Annotated in this window: 18 protein-coding genes; 10 read left to right on the top strand and 8 right to left on the bottom strand. The window is 43.7% G+C overall.

Annotated features, from left to right (window positions below; all coding sequences use genetic code 11):
• Positions 1-117: 117 nt before the first annotated feature.
• Complete coding sequence (locus tag FK220_RS09065) at positions 118-315, top strand: hypothetical protein (RefSeq protein WP_152573994.1); 198 nt, start codon at positions 118-120, stop codon at positions 313-315.
• Between the two features lie 28 nt (positions 316-343).
• Here FK220_RS09065 and FK220_RS09060 read toward each other — a convergent pair whose 3' ends face one another.
• Positions 344-1,285, bottom strand: a complete 942-nt coding sequence (locus FK220_RS09060) for a hydrogen peroxide-inducible genes activator (RefSeq protein WP_152573993.1) — start codon at positions 1,283-1,285, stop codon at positions 344-346.
• Between the two features lie 103 nt (positions 1,286-1,388).
• On the opposite strand from FK220_RS09060, the gene FK220_RS09055 reads away from it, so the two are divergent.
• The gene (locus FK220_RS09055; protein WP_152573992.1) at positions 1,389-1,868 is read left to right on the top strand and encodes a Dps family protein; all 480 of its coding nucleotides are present in this window, start codon (positions 1,389-1,391) and stop codon (positions 1,866-1,868) included.
• Positions 1,869-1,980: 112 nt separating this feature from the next.
• On the opposite strand, the gene FK220_RS09050 is transcribed toward FK220_RS09055, so the two are convergent.
• On the bottom strand, positions 1,981-2,403 hold the full coding sequence (locus FK220_RS09050) for a DUF2141 domain-containing protein (RefSeq protein WP_152573991.1): 423 nt from the start codon (positions 2,401-2,403) through the stop codon (positions 1,981-1,983).
• Positions 2,404-2,615: 212 nt separating this feature from the next.
• Here FK220_RS09050 and FK220_RS09045 point away from each other — a divergent pair, with 212 nt between their 5' ends.
• The 6 genes from FK220_RS09045 to FK220_RS09020 all read left to right on the top strand — a co-directional run bounded on the left by FK220_RS09045 (position 2,616) and on the right by FK220_RS09020 (position 11,126).
• Positions 2,616-4,772, top strand: coding sequence for a TonB-dependent receptor (locus tag FK220_RS09045; protein WP_152573990.1), 2,157 nt, complete (start codon positions 2,616-2,618; stop codon positions 4,770-4,772).
• 209 nt (positions 4,773-4,981) lie between these two features.
• On the top strand, positions 4,982-5,875 hold the full coding sequence (locus FK220_RS09040) for an AAA family ATPase (RefSeq protein ID WP_152573989.1): 894 nt from the start codon (positions 4,982-4,984) through the stop codon (positions 5,873-5,875).
• Positions 5,876-7,066 (top strand): vWA domain-containing protein, encoded by a 1,191-nt coding sequence (locus FK220_RS09035; protein ID WP_152573988.1) that lies wholly within the window; start codon positions 5,876-5,878, stop codon positions 7,064-7,066. It begins immediately after the preceding gene.
• A gap of 251 nt (positions 7,067-7,317) precedes the next feature.
• Positions 7,318-7,782, top strand: coding sequence for a (2Fe-2S)-binding protein (locus FK220_RS09030; protein WP_166204843.1), 465 nt, complete (start codon positions 7,318-7,320; stop codon positions 7,780-7,782).
• A 3-nt stretch (positions 7,783-7,785) separates the two neighbouring features.
• Positions 7,786-10,146: a xanthine dehydrogenase family protein molybdopterin-binding subunit gene (locus tag FK220_RS09025; RefSeq protein WP_166204841.1), complete on the top strand. Its 2,361-nt coding sequence runs from the start codon at positions 7,786-7,788 to the stop codon at positions 10,144-10,146.
• A 173-nt stretch (positions 10,147-10,319) separates the two neighbouring features.
• On the top strand, positions 10,320-11,126 hold the full coding sequence (locus FK220_RS09020; RefSeq protein WP_152573987.1) for an FAD binding domain-containing protein: 807 nt from the start codon (positions 10,320-10,322) through the stop codon (positions 11,124-11,126).
• 316 nt (positions 11,127-11,442) lie between these two features.
• Here the strand turns inward: FK220_RS09020 and FK220_RS09015 are convergent, their stop codons facing one another.
• Positions 11,443-11,865 carry a DoxX family protein gene (locus FK220_RS09015; protein WP_152573986.1) on the bottom strand — a complete coding sequence of 141 codons (423 nt, stop codon included), beginning with the start codon at positions 11,863-11,865 and terminating at the stop codon, positions 11,443-11,445.
• Positions 11,866-12,055: 190 nt separating this feature from the next.
• Here FK220_RS09015 and FK220_RS09010 point away from each other — a divergent pair, with 190 nt between their 5' ends.
• Complete coding sequence (locus tag FK220_RS09010; protein ID WP_152573985.1) at positions 12,056-13,162, top strand: glycosyl hydrolase; 1,107 nt, start codon at positions 12,056-12,058, stop codon at positions 13,160-13,162.
• A 6-nt stretch (positions 13,163-13,168) separates the two neighbouring features.
• Here FK220_RS09010 and FK220_RS09005 read toward each other — a convergent pair whose 3' ends face one another.
• The 3 genes from FK220_RS09005 to FK220_RS08995 all read right to left on the bottom strand — a co-directional run bounded on the left by FK220_RS09005 (position 13,169) and on the right by FK220_RS08995 (position 15,253).
• Positions 13,169-13,531, bottom strand: coding sequence for a TfoX/Sxy family protein (locus FK220_RS09005; protein ID WP_152573984.1), 363 nt, complete (start codon positions 13,529-13,531; stop codon positions 13,169-13,171).
• Positions 13,521-14,762, bottom strand: coding sequence for an RNA polymerase sigma factor (locus FK220_RS09000; protein ID WP_152573983.1), 1,242 nt, complete (start codon positions 14,760-14,762; stop codon positions 13,521-13,523). The genes FK220_RS09005 and FK220_RS09000 overlap by 11 nt, the downstream gene beginning before the upstream one ends.
• Before the next feature lie 143 nt (positions 14,763-14,905).
• Positions 14,906-15,253 (bottom strand): YciI family protein, encoded by a 348-nt coding sequence (locus FK220_RS08995; RefSeq protein WP_152573982.1) that lies wholly within the window; start codon positions 15,251-15,253, stop codon positions 14,906-14,908.
• A 1,475-nt stretch (positions 15,254-16,728) separates the two neighbouring features.
• On the opposite strand from FK220_RS08995, the gene FK220_RS08990 reads away from it, so the two are divergent.
• The gene (locus tag FK220_RS08990; RefSeq protein ID WP_166204839.1) at positions 16,729-17,628 is read left to right on the top strand and encodes an adenylate/guanylate cyclase domain-containing protein; all 900 of its coding nucleotides are present in this window, start codon (positions 16,729-16,731) and stop codon (positions 17,626-17,628) included.
• Between the two features lie 3 nt (positions 17,629-17,631).
• Here FK220_RS08990 and FK220_RS08985 read toward each other — a convergent pair whose 3' ends face one another.
• Together FK220_RS08985 and FK220_RS08980 are read right to left on the bottom strand one after the other, a co-directional pair.
• Positions 17,632-18,588: a sugar phosphate isomerase/epimerase family protein gene (locus FK220_RS08985; RefSeq protein ID WP_152573980.1), complete on the bottom strand. Its 957-nt coding sequence runs from the start codon at positions 18,586-18,588 to the stop codon at positions 17,632-17,634.
• Positions 18,585-18,977 carry a hypothetical protein gene (locus tag FK220_RS08980; RefSeq protein WP_152573979.1) on the bottom strand — a complete coding sequence of 131 codons (393 nt, stop codon included), beginning with the start codon at positions 18,975-18,977 and terminating at the stop codon, positions 18,585-18,587. Before FK220_RS08980 ends, FK220_RS08985 begins: the two co-directional genes overlap by 4 nt.
• Positions 18,978-19,103: the final 126 nt, after the last annotated feature.

Here is a 19,103-nt window from a genome sequence, read left to right as displayed (position 1 = left end):
AGCCCATTTTTATTGTGTTTAACACGAAATTAGACATTTTTTAACTAGTGTGCGGCAATAAAAAATTCATTTTTTTGTTACCTTGGTAGACAACAACCCAATTAAACATTTTGATATATGGCTAGAGCTATGCTGGAGTACACTAAAACCGTTCTCCAAAAAGTTAGTTTTGACACGAAATTGTTTTGTAAAGAGGTAAAAAAAGCAATTGAGCGATTGTTACCGGAAGAACTTGAAGAACTAAAACGCTGGTTGAAACAGTTCTTGACCGACAAACCGGAATTACAGGAAAGTTTAATTTATTTGAAAGCATAATCAAAGGCCCCGCAAGTTAGCGGGGCTTTTATTTTTTATTCAAAGGACTGATTATTTTCACATCCTGAAAGGCAATTGCTCCCCTTACTACCCCGGAAATTACTTCCCTTAACGCATTGATAATCTGAATTTTCAGTTCGTTCTTATGATAGATAAGGCTTACTTCCCTCGCTGGACTGGGTTCGTTGAAGTGTCTGAGATTTTTGCTTTTTTCAGTATCCAACTCCAGTGTATTCAAATAGGGCAGAAGGGTCATGCCAAGACCTTCATCGGCCAGGTTTACCATGGTTTCAAAGCTACCGCTTTGTAGCTGAAAATGATCTTCCTTGAAGTTTTTGGGTGCCTGACAGAGGTTGATGACCCCGTCGCGAAAACAATGGCCGTCCTGGAGCAACAGAACATCGTTGATTTCAAGATCTTCAGGACTCAACTTGTCGGCATTTCCGAGCCGATGGTCTTTGGGTACGTAGCCAACGAAAGGTTCGTAATACAAAGGACGCTCTTTGATGAATTCGATTTCCAACGGAGTGGCGGCGATAGCAGCGTCTAAATGACCGTCTTGAATATTACGGATCATTTGTTCCGTATTCTGTTCTTTGATGATGAGGTTTACCTTTGGATACTTATTGATAAATGTTTTAAGGAACATCGGCAACAAAGTGGGCATCACGGTCGGGATAATTCCCAAGGTGAAATCACCTCCTATAAACCCTTTCTCCTGATCTACGATATCCTTGATGCGTTCCGCCTCATTGACTATGTTTTTAGCCTGCGCAATAATTTTCTTACCCACCTCTGTGACCGCAATCGGTTTTTTGCTGCGGTCGAATATCAAGATATCGAGTTCGTCTTCCAATTTCTGGACCTGCATGCTCAACGTAGGTTGGGTGACGAAGCTTTTTTGGGCCGCCAAAGTGAAATTTTGATGTTCCGCCACGGCGAGCACATATTGTAATTGAGTGATAGTCATTGCACATAATTTTGCCCTATAAAATTATAAAAACTATCAATAAAATCTATCCAAAATTCATTCTATATTTAATAACTTTATATAATTAAATAAAGGGTGTACCATGAAATTAAATAGTATCGGCCTTGATGCCGAAAAATCGAAATTGTTGAGCGGAGATCTCAATACATTATTGGCCAATTTTCAACGTTACTACCAAAACCTGCGCGGAATTCATTGGAATATCAGGGGAAAAAGATTCTTTGACCTTCATGTCAAATTTGAAGAATTGTACGATGATGCGAATATCAAAGTAGATATGGTTGCGGAACGAATTCTCACATTAGGAGGCGTACCGCAGCATACTTTTGAAGATTATATCGCGCACTCCAAAGTACCGGTAGGAAAAAATGTCACCAAGGATGAAGAGGCTATTCGGCTGATCGTCGATTCCCTCAAAGAATTATTGATTATCGAAAGGCGTATTCTCGATGCCTCCGATGAAGCCGATGATGAAGGCACCAATAGTATGATGAGTGATTTTATAACTGAACAGGAAAAGACAGTCTGGATGATGAAAGCTTGGCTGGCGGAGGAGATTTAAAAGCTATTCCCTCAATGGAAGTCCTTGTAAACAAAAGTACCCTAATAGCAAAACCCATGGCTGGCCACGGGTTTACATATTTTTTTATGGTATTAGGGGGCCGACTTTGGTCTTAAAACCGAATCCTGAACTCTTGATCTTCATCGGTTAATTCGAATTTAGCATCGGCAAAGGTTGGTGGTCCCATTGTCATTGCATTACCGCTCATGCCATAGCTTTCCTTGGGCATGCCATTTACTTCCATATCCATTCGCATGTTGTCATTGGCATCGTGCATAACCATGATCGCGTACGTACCTGGTTGTACATTTTCAAAAGTTAGTACGACCTCGCCTGCTTTTGCGGGCGAGCTGGCATTAGCAATACCGCCATTCTTCATGAAGGTGTCTTCGGTATGAAGTCCCGCTAAAATAGTACCCCCATCCGAAAGTACATTTTCGACGATTACTGTAATCGTATTGCCTGTTTCTTCCTGAGCGCTAGAGGTAAGGCTCAAGAATAAAAATGCTACTGCTAAGATTCCTAATTTTTTCATTTTTAAAAATTTTGATTGTTAATGATGCCCCAAAGATGCAATGGCAGGGCTTCAATTTAAAATCGATACTACCGAATTGTAGATTTTGGGGACTGAATCGTACCGTTGTTTTTTATTTTCATTTCACTCCTTGATATCGACGGTTCGGTCAATATGATTGGTACGGTTGTTACGTTCATTTGACCTTTGTGGCACTACATAAATGAATTGTCATGCGTAAATTTTTAGTGGTCCTTACCTTTTTTTATAGTTATAGTACTTTTTCCCAAGTTATCATCTCGGGCACAGTCTCCGATGGTAAATTTCCCATTGGCGGGGCCAATGTATATTTAGAGGGAACCTATGACGGGGCATCGACCGATGATACCGGAAAATTCTCTTTTGAAACCACCGAGACGGGAACCCAAAATCTCATTGTTTCAATGATGGCCTATGAGACATTTATGCAAGCCGGTGATGTATCCTATTTGAAAGATTTGAAAATTGAACTGACCGAAGCGATTAATGAATTGACCGGTGTAACACTCACAGCAGGGACTTTTGAGGCGGGTGACAATTCGAAAGCCTCCGTCTTAAAGCCTTTGGACATCGTCACGACGGCTGGGGCGGCGGGTGACTTTGTTGCAGCCCTTCAGACATTGCCGGGAACCACCACGGTCAATGAAGACGGACGCCTCTTCGTGCGGGGAGGATCCGCTGGGGAAACACAGGTATTCATCGATGGTTTGCGTGTATTTCAACCCTTCAACGCCACGGCAAATAATATCCCTACACGAGGAAGGTTTTCCCCATTTCTCTTTAAGGGTATTACGTTTAGTACCGGTGGTTACTCGGCGGAATATGGGCAAGCCCTGTCTAGTGTACTGTTATTGAATACCACCGATATGCCTGATCAGGAAAAAACCGATATATCCTTGATGTCGGTCGGGGGTGGGGTTGGCCATACCGAGATTTGGGGTGGCGAATCGCTGAGCATCAATACCTCCTACATCAACCTGGCGCCTTATCAGAAATTGATTCCCAATGACCAAGGGGCCCTTTGGAACAAACCGTACGAGTCTATTTCCGGGGAGGCTGTTTTTCGTAGTAAAAAGGAAAAAAGCATTTTTAAATTCTATACCGGCTTTAACTATGCTAATTTGGATATTGAACAGGAGGACATCAACTTTGACGATTTTGTGAACTTTCGGCTAAGGAATAACAACCTTTACGTGAATTCATCCTATAAATATTTCTTTGAAAATGATTGGATGATCACTGCGGGGGCAAGTGTATCCTCGGACAAGAACGATATTAAACTCACGGAAGATATTATCAACACCACTGAAGTCGCGTCACACTTAAAACTAAAAGTTGGAAAAAACTTTAGCAATCGTTTTCGACTAAGCTTTGGGGCCGAGCATTTCATCACGGATTATGACGATACCTTTACCTCGTCCCAAGGTTTTACCGCAGACACGGCCGCCAAGGACAACTTAAGCGCCGCCTTCACCGAGACCGATATTTTCTTCAGTAACAAGTTCGCCGTTAAATTGGGTGCTAGGGCCGAATATTCGCAACTACTTGCCGATTTTAACTTGGCTCCACGGGTATCGCTCGCCTTTAAAAGCAGTGATAAGGGGCAATTTTCAGTGGCCTATGGAGACTTCTATCAGAACCCTTTGACCGAGTATTCCAAATTTGATGCCTCCTTGGATCCCGAGAAAACTTCCCACTATATCCTCAATTACCAATTCTTGGGAGACAAACAAACCTTTCGGGCCGAGGCCTATTATAAAGAGTACGACAAGCTGGTAAAGTTCGATACCGAACAGGCCCAATTCGATTCGGACTTCAACAATTTGGGTACCGGTTATGCCACAGGAATCGACCTCTTTTGGAGGGATAATAAAAGCGTCAAAAATTTGGACTACTGGCTATCCTATTCCTACCTCGATACCGAGCGGGACTTTCAAAATTTTCGGGAAAGGGCCACTCCAAATTTTGCACCTCGCCATAACTTTTCATTGGTGACCAAATACTTTATTACCGACTGGCGGTCCCAAGTAGGTATATCCTACAACTTCGCTTCCGGAAGACCCTATGACAACCCCAATACACCCGAATTTCTCGCAGAAAAGACGAAACCTTTTAACAACTTAAGTGTCAATTGGGCCTATCTTATTTCACAACAGAAAATCCTGTATTTCTCGGTGAGCAATGTGACCGGTTTTTGCAACGTGAACGGCTACCAATATGCAGATTCTCCGAATGCGAACAACTTTTTTGAAAGACGCACCATCAGACCTACGGCAGACACTTTTGTTTTTGTTGGTTTCTTTTGGACCATCAGTCAGGATAAGAATAGCAATCAATTGGATAATCTTTAATGTTGGGCCAATGCTAGTTCGTATGGAAGGTTACAAAGAACTTTGGGCAAGCCTTGTGCCTTCTTATATCTTTTAGTATTAGCAGGAAATTATTCATAGTACACTCGTGGGACGGTGATTCAATGCATCAAATACGTACACTGGGTGCTGCGCTTTGGATTGAAGTTTTTATTGTTAACTTTAACTTCTACGCCATATCCGATTGAAAAATGAAGACCCCTGAGTTACAACAAATTCAAAAAATGCTCCAAGAACAAGGCTATATCGGTGATGATACCATAGCTATGTCGATCTTCCTGGCCATGAAATTGGAAAAACCCCTGCTTATAGAAGGTCCCGCCGGGGTGGGAAAAACCGAGATTTCCAAGGTGATGGCGAAAGCACTTGATACCGACTTGATAAGGTTACAGTGTTATGAGGGGTTGGATAGTACCCATGCCCTATACGAATGGAACTATCAGCATCAACTACTCTACCTAAAAATGCAAGAACAAAGGGTGCAGGACCTTAAAGCGTTGGAGGAAACCATCTTTTCGGATAAGTTCCTTCTCAAAAGACCCGTGTTGCAGGCGATTACCCATCCAAAGAATGCGGTATTGTTAATCGATGAAGTCGATCGGGCCGACGAGGAATTCGAAAGTTTTTTGTTGGAAGTACTGAGCGACTGGCAGGTAAGCATTCCAGAAATAGGAACAATAAAAGCAACCAGTAAACCCCAGATCATATTAACCGGCAACAGAACCAGGGAACTGTCCGAAGCATTGCGTAGAAGGTGCCTCTATCTATGGATCGATTACCCCAGTTTTGAAAAGGAATTGGCAATAGTACAGACAAGAGTACCAGAGGTGGATATAAAGTTAGGCCGGGAAATCTGTGCTTTTATGAAAGAATTACGGCAAATGAAATTGGAAAAAACCCCGGGTATTTCGGAAACGATCGATTGGGCACGGGCCCTTGCCAGCCTACATTTGACGCATCTCGATAAGCAATTGGTAGAAGATACACTTGGGGTAGTGCTCAAAGATTGGCAAGACCTAAGGCATACCCAGGATGCACTTTCGGAATTGCTGGATAAAACAGGGGTAACCTCTAGAATTGGGTAATTGAAAGAAGCAATGCAACCCAATCCAATCGAAATACAAACGACCCTTTCGGGAAACATCGTGCTTCTATGCCGGTTTTTGAGGGGAAAGGGATTTCCAGTAGGGGCTAGCGAGGAATCCGATGCATTGCTTGCCCTCACCCATTTGCCTATCGGCAACGAACGTTATTTTCAAAAGGCCTTAAAGGCGGTACTGACCAAAAATCAATACCAACAATCCTTGTTCGACGAGCTTTACCTCGAATTCTGGAAACAACTTTCCAAGGCCGGCGATTCCAAGATTAAGCAGGTTCAGGAACCAAAAAATCAACAATCCGGACGCCGGGAAAAAGAAGCTCGATTCGAATCGTTAAAAGATTGGTTGAATCTGAACCCGACCGAGGAAGAAAAGCAAGTGGCCTCGTTTAGCGATATCGAGGTATTGGCAAAAAAAGATTTCGTAGACCTCAGCAAAGAGGAAATGCAGTTGATGATGCGATTGCTTCAAAAAATGGCACGCAGAATGGCCCATCAAAAAAGCCGTCTTAAAAAATATTCCAAAAAGCACCGACAGCTCGACCTCCGCCGTACGATGCGGTGCAACATGAGGCATGGGGGCGAACTACAACATTTTGTATTTAGTCAGCAAAAGGAAAAGAAGTTAAAACTGGTACTGCTATGCGATGTAAGTCGATCAATGGACCTGTATAGCCGCTTTTTCGTTCATCTTATTTATGCTTTTCAAAATGCCTACGACAAAATCGAGACCTTTGTTTTCAGTACCGCATTGCATCGGGTAAGCGAGTTACTCGATAATAACGAGTTCGAAAAGGCTTTTGATATGATTTCGGATCGTGTGCCCCAATGGTCCGGTGGTACGACTATAGGAAGCTGTCTTTATGATTTTACCAATGAATACGGTTATGGGATGTTGGACAAAAAGACCCTGGTGCTCATTCTTAGCGATGGTTGGGACACGGGAGCGCCGGAAGTGCTAAAAGAGGCGATGCAAGCCATTTATAAAAAATCAAAAAAAGTCTTTTGGTTGAATCCGTTGGCGGGGAGTCCTGATTTTTCTCCTGACGCCTTAGGGATGAAAACAGCCTTGCCCTATATCGATGTATTGGCTTCGGCCCATAATTTGGAAAGCCTGAAACAGGTGCTGTACCAATTTCGTCAAAAACGAAAATTGCGAAACACTTCACTTGTTTAAGTGTTTTTTGAGGACTATGAACATTTTTGATACTCTTGTTAAATAGTAGGCAAATTTTTCCCCAAAATTTTGTAAAATATCCATCTTAATCTTTATCTTCAAGAACTTTTCGGGGATAGGTACCCTGCTCCGAAACCCAAACGAACCTTTCGATTTATAGTCAATAAGTAGGGCTCTTTTGTCAGCAACGGAAGAGATGTCTAGACTCGTTGGGTACAAGATTAAAAAGGGAATAAATTAAAACATAGCATATGAATATCTCTATTACGATAAATGGGAAATTGGTGACCCATGATATCGAACCTAGGATCAGTCTATCGCATTTCCTCAGGGAGCATTTAGATCTTACGGGAACCCATATTGGTTGTGATACCAGTGGATGTGGGGCCTGCACGGTAACATTGGATGGCCAGGCGGTGAAATCATGTACCGTATTGGCCGTACAGGCCGATGGCAGTGAGGTAACGACTATTGAGGGAATGGCTCAGGGAGACCAAATGCATCCTATACAGGAAGCCTTTCGGGAACACCACGGGTTGCAATGTGGGTTCTGTACTCCAGGCATGGTGATGACCGCCGCCGATATTTTGAAGAACAACCCAAATCCGACCGAGGAGGAAATCCGGCATGGCCTCGAGGGAAATTTTTGCCGTTGTACCGGATATCACAACATCGTTAAATCGATTCAGCATGCAGCTGAACAAATGAAAGCATAGAGTATGGGAACATTTATAGGAAAACCAATCAAAAGACGTGAAGATGCTCGATTTCTGAAAGGTGCCGGGCGCTACACCGATGATATCAAATTACCTAAAATGACACAGTCGGCATTTGTGCGAAGTCCGTATGCCCACGCGAAGATTGTACGGATCGATACGACCAATGCAAGAAATATGGCAGGTGTAGTGGCCATATATACGGCGGAAGACGGCTGTGGGGAATACGGTGTGCCATGTGGTTGGCAGGTCAATTTTAAAAATGGGGAAACCATGCGGGAGCCGAAGCATCCACTATTGGCAAAAGACAAAATAAGACATTTGGGGGAAGCGGTAGCCATTGTAATCGCCGAAACCTTGGAACAGGCGCGTGATGCGGCCGAAATGGTCGAGGTCGATTATGAGCCCCTTCCTGCGGTGACCGACCCACAAAAAGCGATGGATTCCGGCGCTCCCCTTGTTCACGATGAATGGCCAGATAATGCAGCTTTTGATTGGTGTATCGGCAACGATCGGGCAGAAGTGGAGGCCGCCTTGGCATCGGCACATCACGTTACCGAGATGGAATACCGAAACCAACGCCTGGCACCGAATGCCATAGAACCCAGGAGTTATATCGCCGACTATGATGTAAATGCGGGAAAATGGACCTTGTATACCAGCACCCAGAATCCACATTTGATCCGCTTGTTACTATGTGCTTTTGTGTTGGGAATACCCGAACATAAGGTACGTGTACTATCCTACGATGTCGGAGGCGGATTCGGAAGTAAGATATACCACTATACAGAGGAGGCACTTCTCACTTGGGTTTCAAAAGAAATTGGGAGACCGGTAAAATGGACCTCCGATCGCAGTGAGGCCTTTTTGACCGATGCGCATGGGCGCGATCATGTGGTGAAATCCAAAATGGGCTTTGACAAGGATGGTAAGATAGTGGCCCATTTAACCGATGAGTACTGTGCCCTGGGGGCCTATCTATCCACATTTGCCCCGGCAGTACCTACCTATTTACATGGAACGTTGTTTCAAGGCGTGTACACTACGCCGTTGATCCACTTGAACGTAACCGCACCGTTCACCCATACCGTTGCGGTCGATGCCTATCGTGGGGCAGGCCGTCCCGAGGCTACCTATTTGTTGGAACGGATCATTTCCAAGGCAGCAAAGGAAATGAATATGGATCCTGCTGAAATACGGTTCAAAAACTTCATCCCTCCTTTTGATGGAGTCAATGAACCTGGCTACCAAACCCAGGTGGCGTTACAATACGACAGCGGTAACTACGAGGCTGTTTTAAAAAGAGGATTGGAAATGTTGGGCTATGAGGAATTCCGTAAAGAACAGGAAGAAGCCCGAAGAAATGGAAAACTTTTGGGGGTCGGGATATCCACCTACATAGAAGGATGCGGTATTGCCCCATCGGCCGTCGTCGGTTCTTTGGGGGCTCGTGCCGGACTCTATGAAGTGGGGGCGGTTCGTGTACAACCCACCGGTAAGGTATCGGTGTTTACAGGTACCCATTCCCACGGTCAGGGACATGAGACCGTATTCGCCCAATTCGTGGCCGATAAATTGGGGATTGATATGGCCGATGTCGAAATTGAGCACGGTGATACCGACCAGGTGGCTTTTGGTATGGGCACCTATGGGTCCAGAAGCTTGGCGGTAGGTGGAAGTGCCATCATAAAGAGTGTTGAAAAAGTATTGGAAAAAGGAGCCAAAATAGCAGCCCATAAACTGGAAGCGGCGGAGGAAGACTTGGAGTATGCCGAAGGAAAATGGACGGTAAAAGGAACCGACAAGTCCGTCTCATTTGGGGATGTTTCCTTGACCGCTTATGTACCTCACGATTACCCGGAAGGATTGGAGCCCGGATTGGATTTTTCAAGTTTCTACGATCCGACCAACTTTACGTATCCTTTTGGAACGCATATCGCGGTAGTAGAGGTCGATTCGGATACGGGGAAGGTTCATTTGAAACGTTTTTTGGCCTGCGATGATGTCGGCAATGTGATGAACCCGATGATTGTTGATGGTCAGATTCAAGGTGGGGTAGTCCAAGGCGTAGGACAAGCGTTATTGGAAGAGGTAGTCTATGACGAAGTGGGACAAATGCTTTCCGGTTCCTATATGGAATATGCCATGCCGCGTGCAGATGACGTTCCCATGATCGAAACCGACCGTACCGTCACCCCTTGTCCGCATAATCCCTTAGGGGTCAAAGGTGCCGGAGAGGCGGGTGCTATAGGATCTACCCCTGCGGTGGTCAATGCCGTGGTCGATGCCCTCTCGCATTTGGGCGTGACCGACATCCAAATGCCCTTAACACCCCAACGCGTTTGGAAAGCGATGCATGCGTAGACAGGAGCTGTTAGAAATAAGACGGAAGATAGAAGTTTTCAGTAACATATTGGTTTTAACAATTAAGGGTCTTTCGTTTTTTATCTTGTTTCTTTTGTCTTTTGAACTGCCAACAGCTAAGTAAGCGAGAATAGAAATTTAAAAAAACCGAGGTAAACCAAATAATAAGAAACATGATACCAGCAAAATTTGATTATATAAAAGCGTCCTCTTTGGGAGAGGCCTTGACCTTATTGCAAGAGCACGGTGATGAGGCCAAAATTTTATCGGGAGGCCATAGTTTGATTCCATCAATGAAACTACGACTCGCCACACCCTCTGTATTGATTGATATCGGTGGTATCTCAGAGATGAACACCATCACCGAGGAAGGGGACGAAATTGTTATAGGAGCCAACTGTACGCATCATCAAATCGCTACTTCCGATTTGGTTAGGGAACATGTAAACATTCTATCCCAAGCGGCATTATGTATCGGGGATATCCAAGTTCGGAACCGTGGCACATTAGGGGGCAGTTTGGCGCATGCCGATCCCGCCTCGGACTATCCGGCAACGGTGTTGGCTTGTGAGGCGACCATCGTGGCCGAGGGGAAAGACGGTAAGCGTACGATCGGGGCCAACGATTTTTTCCAAGCGCTTTTCTTGACCGCCTTGCAAGATGACGAGATTATTACCGCCATTCGATTTCCCAAAGTCTCCCAAGGTACCTATCAAAAGTTCTTTCAATCAGCCAGCCGTTTTGCAGTCGTTGGGGTAGCGGCCATCAAAAAAGGGGATGGCGTTCAGATAGGTGTTACGGGAGTATCGGGGGTACCCTTCAGGGCCACCGCGGTAGAAAATGCTTACGATGGCACTAGCAGTGCCGCAAAGCATGCCATGGATGGAGTCGATGATATTATTAGCGACCACTTTGCAGACGAGGAGTACCGCTCACATTTGGCCAGGGTATATGTAAAAAGAGCGTTGGAAGCACTGTGATAGTTTCCCTAAATAGTACTATTGGTACCGATTGAATTCCCCTAGTTTTAGAATGGCCGCTGTAGGGCTCTGTTCCCTTGGCCAAAATGCTAACCTGTGGGCGTTGCAGTCAAACGAACCTGACACTAGAGGCATTCCACCCATGACGTCCTGAGGATTTCCAAGTATTGGATAGGAATATGATTTTTTAAATCTGCTTTTACCCCTCCCAAACTTTGTCTATACGAACGACCCCTTTGATAAAGGGTGAAGACTAACCGTATTTACTGTCCCTTATGCCCCTTAGACCAAGTGAGTTGAGGAAACCGTTGATTGGTTATTTCTGCATTTTCAAATAGTAGTCCATCGAATGTTTTCCAGAACCGTAGAACAGAAAAAAAACACAAATGGCTAAGGCCGAAAGAGCCAATATCAGGTTTGTTGGATTCATAATCCCCAAGAAATTGACCAAGACAGCTCCAATTAGGATTGGTAACTGTGCCAGCACGGCCCAGCGGGTCAATAGACCTACCACGATTAAGAAACCGCCTACAAAATGTGCCGGGACGATATAATGTAGAATAAGCATGCCTCCCGGCATGTTTTCAAAAGGTTTGATAACTTCAGCCATCTGGGCTTGGTTCGACATAAAATCGACTCCTTTTATAAATAGGAAAACCCCAAGGGCGAGTCGCAGCAGATCTAACGGGTAGTACGTATGGGCATTGGCCCATTTGTTTAATGATTTAATGGTGGCCATGACGAAAATAGTTATGGGTTGCTAAGTCATAAGATACTCATTTTTAGACAGATAATAAAGTTAAAATTTTAGGTGCTAGCTGATTTGACCACTTGAAAGTCTTTCATACCTCCTGTGTTTATCCTTTTCTTGGGTCGATTTATGGAACGATTCTTGGTGTTTTAATGAAGAGACCGCAAAACCCACCAAGATGCAAAAAATACTTCTACTGTCGGGGTTGTTACTGTTTATAGGATGTGTCCCTAAAGATACTGTTGAAACACTCCCGAATATTGAAAACACGGAAGGCAGCAATACAAATGATCTGCTTAATCCACCCGGGATCGATAGCGAAGTGCTCTTTCTTGATCGGAGCAAAAGGCAACTGCTAGCGTATTTTGATGAACTGGTCAAGAACGAACAACTCATAGTTGGGCAGCACTGCGGCAACGGGCCGGATGACATGACAACGTATTATAATCGATATGTCGATATGCTGGCCGATATTTCGGGGAGACATGTCGGGCTGATGGGAGCCGACTTGGGCTTTTTTCCTAGTTCGGACTATCCCGTGCAATCCCTGATCGACCATTGGAACCAAGGAGGTTTGGTTACCTTAAGCTGGCATGCGGATAACCCTTTCGTAGAGGGTTACAATGTATATTGGAACACCGTTGAGAATAAAGGGAAAATCAATTTGAAATCCCTTCTCAAGGGGGAGGTCCAAACGAAGGCATGGATCAATTATCGAACGGAACTGGACCAGATCGCCGGGGCGCTACAGAAACTTCAAGATGCCGGAGTCACCGTTATATGGCGTCCTTTTCACGAAATGAACGGAGACTTCTTTTGGTGGGGCATCAACGCTTATAACAACCAACAAACCAACGAGGCCGATTTTATTGCACTTTGGAGAGACCTTTACCATACCCTTACCTTTGATTACGGTTTGGACAACCTTATATGGGTATATTCTGTGATTCCCTATCAATATTGGAACGCTGAAGTAACAACGTTTTATCCAGGAAATGAGGTAGTTGATTTGGTGGGTATGGATTTTTACGGAAGTTCACCGGATTTTCCGGATTATAAAGCACTAAAATCCCTGGGAAAAACGTTGGTGCTATCCGAATCGGGCCCGCTGGAAGATGGGTACGGGAATTGGAACATGATGCAATGGGCCGATATGTTGAAGGGAAAGGCAGCCTATTTTCTGCAATGGCACAGTTGGTCAGGAGCCGAAGTCGCTATCATCGATAATGCGAATGCCGTTGAGATGATGAACAGTACGATCGTTATCACTAGGGATGAGCTGTAAGACCCACTATTTCTTTTTCTTGCTGCTCTTGGCCAAAGGATTGAAATCCAGACACAATCGAAGCCAATAATTGAGGTCCTTGTCCAAGTCGAAACCATCTTCGGCAACAAAAACATATCCTTTCATAACACGACCGGTAAAATTCATGGGGGTACAGTAAGGTCTTGCCAACGCATGGTCGTATGCATCGGGACCAACTCGGCACATTAGACGTGAGGTATCGGTTTTTTTATCGATGTCAAGTCCTAGGCACATTTTACCGTCGACCATATAACAAAGCCCGCCCATCATTTTCTTTTCCTCAAAAACGATTGACTGCTGTTTCAAAACTTGCCGGATCCGATCGGCCAAAAATTCGTCATATGCCATTTTGTTTCGCTTTATCCAATTTACGTAGAATTATTTTTTTTTCGTGATCTGTGGTGGCGGTCACCATGGCAAGTTCAAGGTGGTCCTTTTGTTTTTTCCTATCCGAATCGGAGTACAGTTCTGCCAACAACAAATGATAGAAGTGATTGTTTTTCATATCTATTTTTAGTGCCTGCTCCAGCGCCACCTGTTTACCGTAGGCCTTGGATAGCGCATAGGTGCGGTTCAAAGCTATAATCGGGGAGTATCTTAACTGAAGCAGTTGATTGTACAATTGCAGTATCTGTCCCCATTTTTCCTTGGAATCGTTTGGTTGGGTATGCTGGTAGGCGATAACAGCCTCCAGATGATATTTGGTAATGGCCGTACCCAAACTGGACAATCGAAGATACGCTACCCCTTTTTTTATAAGCTCTTGGTCCCAAGCTCCAATATCTTGATCGAAATATAGGGTTTGTTCCCCATCCTTGTTGGAGCGTGCCTCGAATCTAGAGGCATGGAAACAGAACAAAGCCATTAACGCGTTTGTTTTCGGGAGATTGGTCGGTTCATGATCCAACAATAGAAGTGAAAGTCTCATGGCCTCGATACAAAGCTCTTTTCTAATATTTATCTCTGAGGTGGTCGAATAATAGCCCTCGTTGTAGAGAAGGTATACCACAGAGATGACATTGTCGAGCCGCTCCTCAATGGCTATTGTATGGGGGATTCCCAAATCGATTTTGGCAGCCCGCAATTTTTCTTTGGCCCTGTGTAGCCTTTTATTAATCGTCTCTTTGTTGCTTAAAAATGCCTTCGCGATCTCGGTAACCCCAAAACCACAAAGAATGCGCAGTGCCAAGGCAATTTGGGCTTCCTTGGATATGATAGGGGTACATATTGCAAAAAGCATTTGCAGTTGACTGTCTTTGATATTTGGTTCGGATAGATCAATCTCCAATTCGATTGAAGTGGTGTTTCGATGTTCAAGTTCGGGCTTTATTTTCTGTTGAAATACCTTATTGTGACGAAAACCGTCCCGGGCCTTGTTTTTGGCAACTTGATACAACCAGGCCCTTGGATTTTTGGGAGTTCCTTTGAGGCCCCAAGTTTCCGTAGCGGTCAGAAAGGTCTCACTGGCGATATCCTCGGCAAGCGCGATCTGGGAAAATCCAAAGGTTTTGCAGAGTACCGAAACTATCTTGCTGTATTCGGTTCGGAAAAGGTGTGGTATAAGTTCTTGACGGTTCATTCGGATAGTTGTTATGGCAATGGTAAAAAGGAGCCGTCATAGCGCGCGAAAAGAAGCAATCTGTTGGTGCTTTCGTATCGGAAATTAAGCGATTGCCTCGAACCCTGTCCTTGGGTAACTACCTCGCAACGACGGCTCGTAAATTACATATCGAACACCATTACATCCCGCACCTCTACCTTGCCGCCTGGAATGGATAGGGTAGGGCAGCCCTCCGATAGTTTTACGGCCTCCTCCAGGTTTTCAGCTTTTACTACGATATAGCCTCCAACGATTTCCTTGATTTCAGCATAGGGCCCATCGGTGACCAACCCATCGGCATGAACTGTCTTCCCCTGATAGCCGAGGGCATCCGTACTTACAAATTTGCCTTGGGCCGCAATACCACCGATCCAATCTTGCCACGTTTTGACCATGGCTTGCATTTGTTCCGGAGAAGGTGGTGGTGCGTCATTTCTTTCTGTTCTGAAAAGCATCATAAACTCTTTCATATGATTTAAGTTTTAAAGGTTATATGCTTAGGACAATCGATACTTTCTAAATGGGACATCCTATTTCCTAAATTATGCTATTTTTTTAAAAATTCGATGGGCATGGGTACCGTAAAAGGAAAAAAGGGAATACATTGATGAGGTGTATTCCCTTTTTACCCAGTGTTAGTATGGCTACTATTGAAGGCTAAATGACTGTTCTGTGCAACGAAACCGCTTGCTATCCCTAAGTTTGGTCAGGGAGACGAACCTTCTCGATTCCGTTGGATACTGATTGATGAATGTTTTCATGACGTTGTTTTATGATGATGACCTGTTGGGTAAAACCGTGATTAGCGGTTGAAGTTCCTGTACTGTGCCCACTGAGCCCTTTTGCTATGGCTCAAGGATGAAAAGTACTGTCCTGTTTTTGACTCTGTTACCGTTCTGTTGAATGATGCTTTCATGATGGTCGTTTTTAGAATGTTGTTGATAGTTTTTTTTAATTAGCGGTTGAAGTTCCTGTACTGCGCCCACTGAGCCCTTTTGCTATGGCTCAAAGATGAAAAGTACTGTCCTGTTTTTGACTCCGTTACCGTTCTGTTGAATGATGCTTTCATTATTTTTAGTTTTAAAGTGTTGTTTGTTTTTTTATGACACAAAAATCTTAGAATTGAATATGGGAAGAAAATGATTGCTACTCAATTGTCATTTTCGTAAACCCAGTTGGCATGATGTCCAACCTAATCAATTATTTATCGATTAAAATTTCTGTATTGAGCCCACTGAGCCCTTTTGCTATGGCTCAAGGATGAAAAGTACTGTCCTGATTTCGATTCTGTTACCGTTCTGTTGAATGATGCTTTCATGATTTCTAGTTTTTATAATGATTTTATAGTTGTTTTTGATTTGCTTACACCTACTAGACGACATAGTATTAGTTTTGTTACAGTACTATGTATAAAAAGGTACTATTTTATAGATTATTTAACATAATTTAAGAAATACAAAATTGTAAAAATTAATTAAAATACTGATAATCATACTATTACGCAATAACCATTTTTTTTAAAATTTTAGGTATCGAATGGGCAATTACACGAAAGAGTATGCTTAGGCGAAAACAATCTGGATGTATGGGCCATACATGAAAGGCGTGGGAAATCAGGTTTAGGCAGTGGTAACCCTGTTATTTAAATTGCTATCATCGCAATTTGATAGGGCAGCGGGTTCTCGCTGCGTTTGAAAGGAACCCTTCCCAAATAAATATCCTTTGTTCATATCAGAAAGTTTATTTTTAGGGAATGGGATTGCGACCGCGATATCGACGTTATTTTAAACAGATTGTTCCATTTGGAGTTTTTTGGCTCCTTTTTGGATTGGTATTTCTCTTAGTCGAATACGGAATCCTAGGTCGGGAACCTCTATATCCTGCTACGGGAAACCGGTATGATTTTTACAATAACCTGAAAGTCATCCTACCAAGCAGTCTGCTTATGGGACTATTACAGGGCTGGATAGAGGTAGTATGGCTGAGAAGACGCTTCGAAAAACAGGCGTTGTGGGTTAAAATAGTGCTGAAAACCTCATTTTATCTAATCTTTATCATACTATTTCTAATCGGGGTAGCATTGGTGAACAGTCTGATTGCCGACGAGTCTACATCTGAAAAAGCCCTTAATGATCTGCAACGATTCGTGAGTAATTTTGCATTTTGGAGCATTATTATATATATCGGGGTCACCTTGGTTCTTACTTTGTTTTTCTCGGAGATAAGTCAGTATCTCGGGAACGGGGTGCTCTACAATTTTCTTTTTGGCAGGTATCATGTGCCCAAGTCCGAAATACGTATTTTTATGTTCCTCGACATGCGTGCCTCCACCAGCATTGCGGAACGACTGGGCCACAAGAGGTATTTTAGGTTATTGAAGACTTATTACGCCGATATGACCGAAGCCATTCTCGATACTTCCGGGGAAATATATCAATATGTTGGTGACGAGATCGTGGTGTCTTGGCAACAAAAAAAGGGAGTTCGCCATGATAATTGTATTCGATGTTTTAAGAAAATCAAAAAGGTTTTCCACAGAAAGAGCGCTACATACCTTGAGCGCTTCGGGTTGGTTCCCGAGTTCAAGGCCGGTTATCATATCGGGGAAGTAACCACAGGTGAAATTGGAATCATAAAAAAAGACATCATCTATACAGGGGATGTATTGAATACTAGCGCTCGTATCCAAGATCAGTGTAACGGCTATAATGCCGATGTGTTGATTTCCGGAAACTTGTTGAAAGAATTAAGCAAAGACATGGGCACTACATTTGTACAGATAGGAAAATTGACACTTCGGGGCAAGCAGGAACCTATCGAGTTGTTTAAAATGGAACTGGTCTAAAACCTACTCCAACTCCTTCCAAACGTTTTCAATCAATGCTTTGGTCGCCTTGATACCCTCTGGTTCGGACATCTTTTCGCCTTCGTACTCGATACCAATATACCCATCGAAATTAGAATTCTTCACCATTTTGAGCAATCTATGGTAGTTCATTTTGGCTTCATTCCCCGCTTCATCAAAATCATATGTTTTGGCGCTGACTCCTTTGGCATAGGGTAGAAAATCGGATAATCCTTCATACGGGTCGTACACGGTATCGCATTTGTCGCCCTGGGTGCTACCCCATTCAGCTGTCAGACACCAGTTGCCAAAATCGGGAAGGGTGCCCAAAAAGGGACTGTTTACCTGCTTTAAGATCCCTACCATGAACTTTCCATCAGAGGTATGCAGTCCGTGATTTTCGATTAATACGTTGATATTCTCTTTTGCTCCATAAGCGGCCAAATTTCCGAGTCCGTCTATCAGTGCATCATACAGTTCCTGTCTGGTTCCTTCCCCGAAAGCGTTTACCCTTATGGAATGGCATCCCAAGAGTTTGGCCGCATCGATCCACTTGTAATGGTTTTCTACCGCTTTTTTGCGTTCCACTGCTTTTGAACTCCCCAAATTACCCTCATCGTCGACCATAATTAACAGGCTCTGTACGCCAGCGTCTTTGGCCCGTTGTCCCATCTGTAGCCAGAACTTTTGATCCGCCGCATGCTTCAGATAGAATTGGTTTACATATTCAACTGCTCGAATCGCGTATTGGTTGCTAGCTATACTGGGAAAATCCACTGCTTTCATAGTGCCGTTTTCTATTGCCCTGTGTAATGACCATTGGGCCAAGGATATTTTTGGTGCTGACATGGATCGGTGCTTATCGGTTGACGGTTTTGCTGTTGTGAAGGCAGGTAAAGGTATTCCCAAGGCGATACCTCCCAAACTCGTTTTCCTGATAAAATCCCTTCTCGTTTTCATGTTCGGATTTGATCAGTTGAAATACCTTGATTTCGCTTCCCTACGATTTCAATGATCCAATACATCAGTTTTCCGATACCGCCTACAAAGATGAATAGCAGAATCCATACCAATAAAAGATTATTTTCTTTGAGATTTGGATTTTGTACTGCATGCATAATGTAAAAAATCAAACTGCTTAAGGCGATGAAAATAGCAAGTAGAATGACCACAAAAAAGGTGCCTATGCTACCAAGTATATAGGATGCGGGGACATTCCCGGAATTCTCTAGCTGTTCAATATTCCCCACAAGCGAAAACACAAAGACCATATATCCAATAATGGCAATGATAAATATAAGTATCGGTGACAATGCGAAGAAGGCCTGCCAAAATTTGTTATGTAACATGATGAAGGTTGTTTATCTTAAATATAAGAAATATAAAGGAACCGACCTCGAAATGGTGATACGCTGCCTAGGCCGAAACAGCATTGCCTTGGTCATATATAAGATAGTATCCTGTCGAATCCTTTA

Origin of the sequence: Pelagihabitans pacificus, from assembly GCF_009371985.2 — a bacterium.
GTDB classification, from domain to species: Bacteria; Bacteroidota; Bacteroidia; order Flavobacteriales; family Flavobacteriaceae; genus Pelagihabitans; species Pelagihabitans pacificus.
This window is presented reverse-complemented; position numbering and strand designations above follow the sequence as displayed.

Coding starts and splice junctions, on each gene's coding strand:
- FK220_RS09025 (WP_166204841.1), top strand. CDS start 7,786: ATGGGAACATTTATAGGAAAACCAATCAAAAGACGTGAAGATGCTCGA.
- FK220_RS09000 (WP_152573983.1), bottom strand. CDS start 14,762: ATGAACCGTCAAGAACTTATACCACACCTTTTCCGAACCGAATACAGC.
- FK220_RS09050 (WP_152573991.1), bottom strand. CDS start 2,403: ATGAAAAAATTAGGAATCTTAGCAGTAGCATTTTTATTCTTGAGCCTT.
- FK220_RS09040 (WP_152573989.1), top strand. CDS start 4,982: ATGAAGACCCCTGAGTTACAACAAATTCAAAAAATGCTCCAAGAACAA.
- FK220_RS09020 (WP_152573987.1), top strand. CDS start 10,320: ATGATACCAGCAAAATTTGATTATATAAAAGCGTCCTCTTTGGGAGAG.
- FK220_RS09005 (WP_152573984.1), bottom strand. CDS start 13,531: ATGGCATATGACGAATTTTTGGCCGATCGGATCCGGCAAGTTTTGAAA.
- FK220_RS09010 (WP_152573985.1), top strand. CDS start 12,056: ATGCAAAAAATACTTCTACTGTCGGGGTTGTTACTGTTTATAGGATGT.
- FK220_RS08980 (WP_152573979.1), bottom strand. CDS start 18,977: ATGTTACATAACAAATTTTGGCAGGCCTTCTTCGCATTGTCACCGATA.
- FK220_RS09055 (WP_152573992.1), top strand. CDS start 1,389: ATGAAATTAAATAGTATCGGCCTTGATGCCGAAAAATCGAAATTGTTG.
- FK220_RS09030 (WP_166204843.1), top strand. CDS start 7,318: ATGAATATCTCTATTACGATAAATGGGAAATTGGTGACCCATGATATC.
- FK220_RS09015 (WP_152573986.1), bottom strand. CDS start 11,865: ATGGCCACCATTAAATCATTAAACAAATGGGCCAATGCCCATACGTAC.
- FK220_RS08990 (WP_166204839.1), top strand. CDS start 16,729: ATGGGACTATTACAGGGCTGGATAGAGGTAGTATGGCTGAGAAGACGC.
- FK220_RS08995 (WP_152573982.1), bottom strand. CDS start 15,253: ATGAAAGAGTTTATGATGCTTTTCAGAACAGAAAGAAATGACGCACCA.
- FK220_RS09060 (WP_152573993.1), bottom strand. CDS start 1,285: ATGACTATCACTCAATTACAATATGTGCTCGCCGTGGCGGAACATCAA.
- FK220_RS08985 (WP_152573980.1), bottom strand. CDS start 18,588: ATGAAAACGAGAAGGGATTTTATCAGGAAAACGAGTTTGGGAGGTATC.
- FK220_RS09065 (WP_152573994.1), top strand. CDS start 118: ATGGCTAGAGCTATGCTGGAGTACACTAAAACCGTTCTCCAAAAAGTT.
- FK220_RS09045 (WP_152573990.1), top strand. CDS start 2,616: ATGCGTAAATTTTTAGTGGTCCTTACCTTTTTTTATAGTTATAGTACT.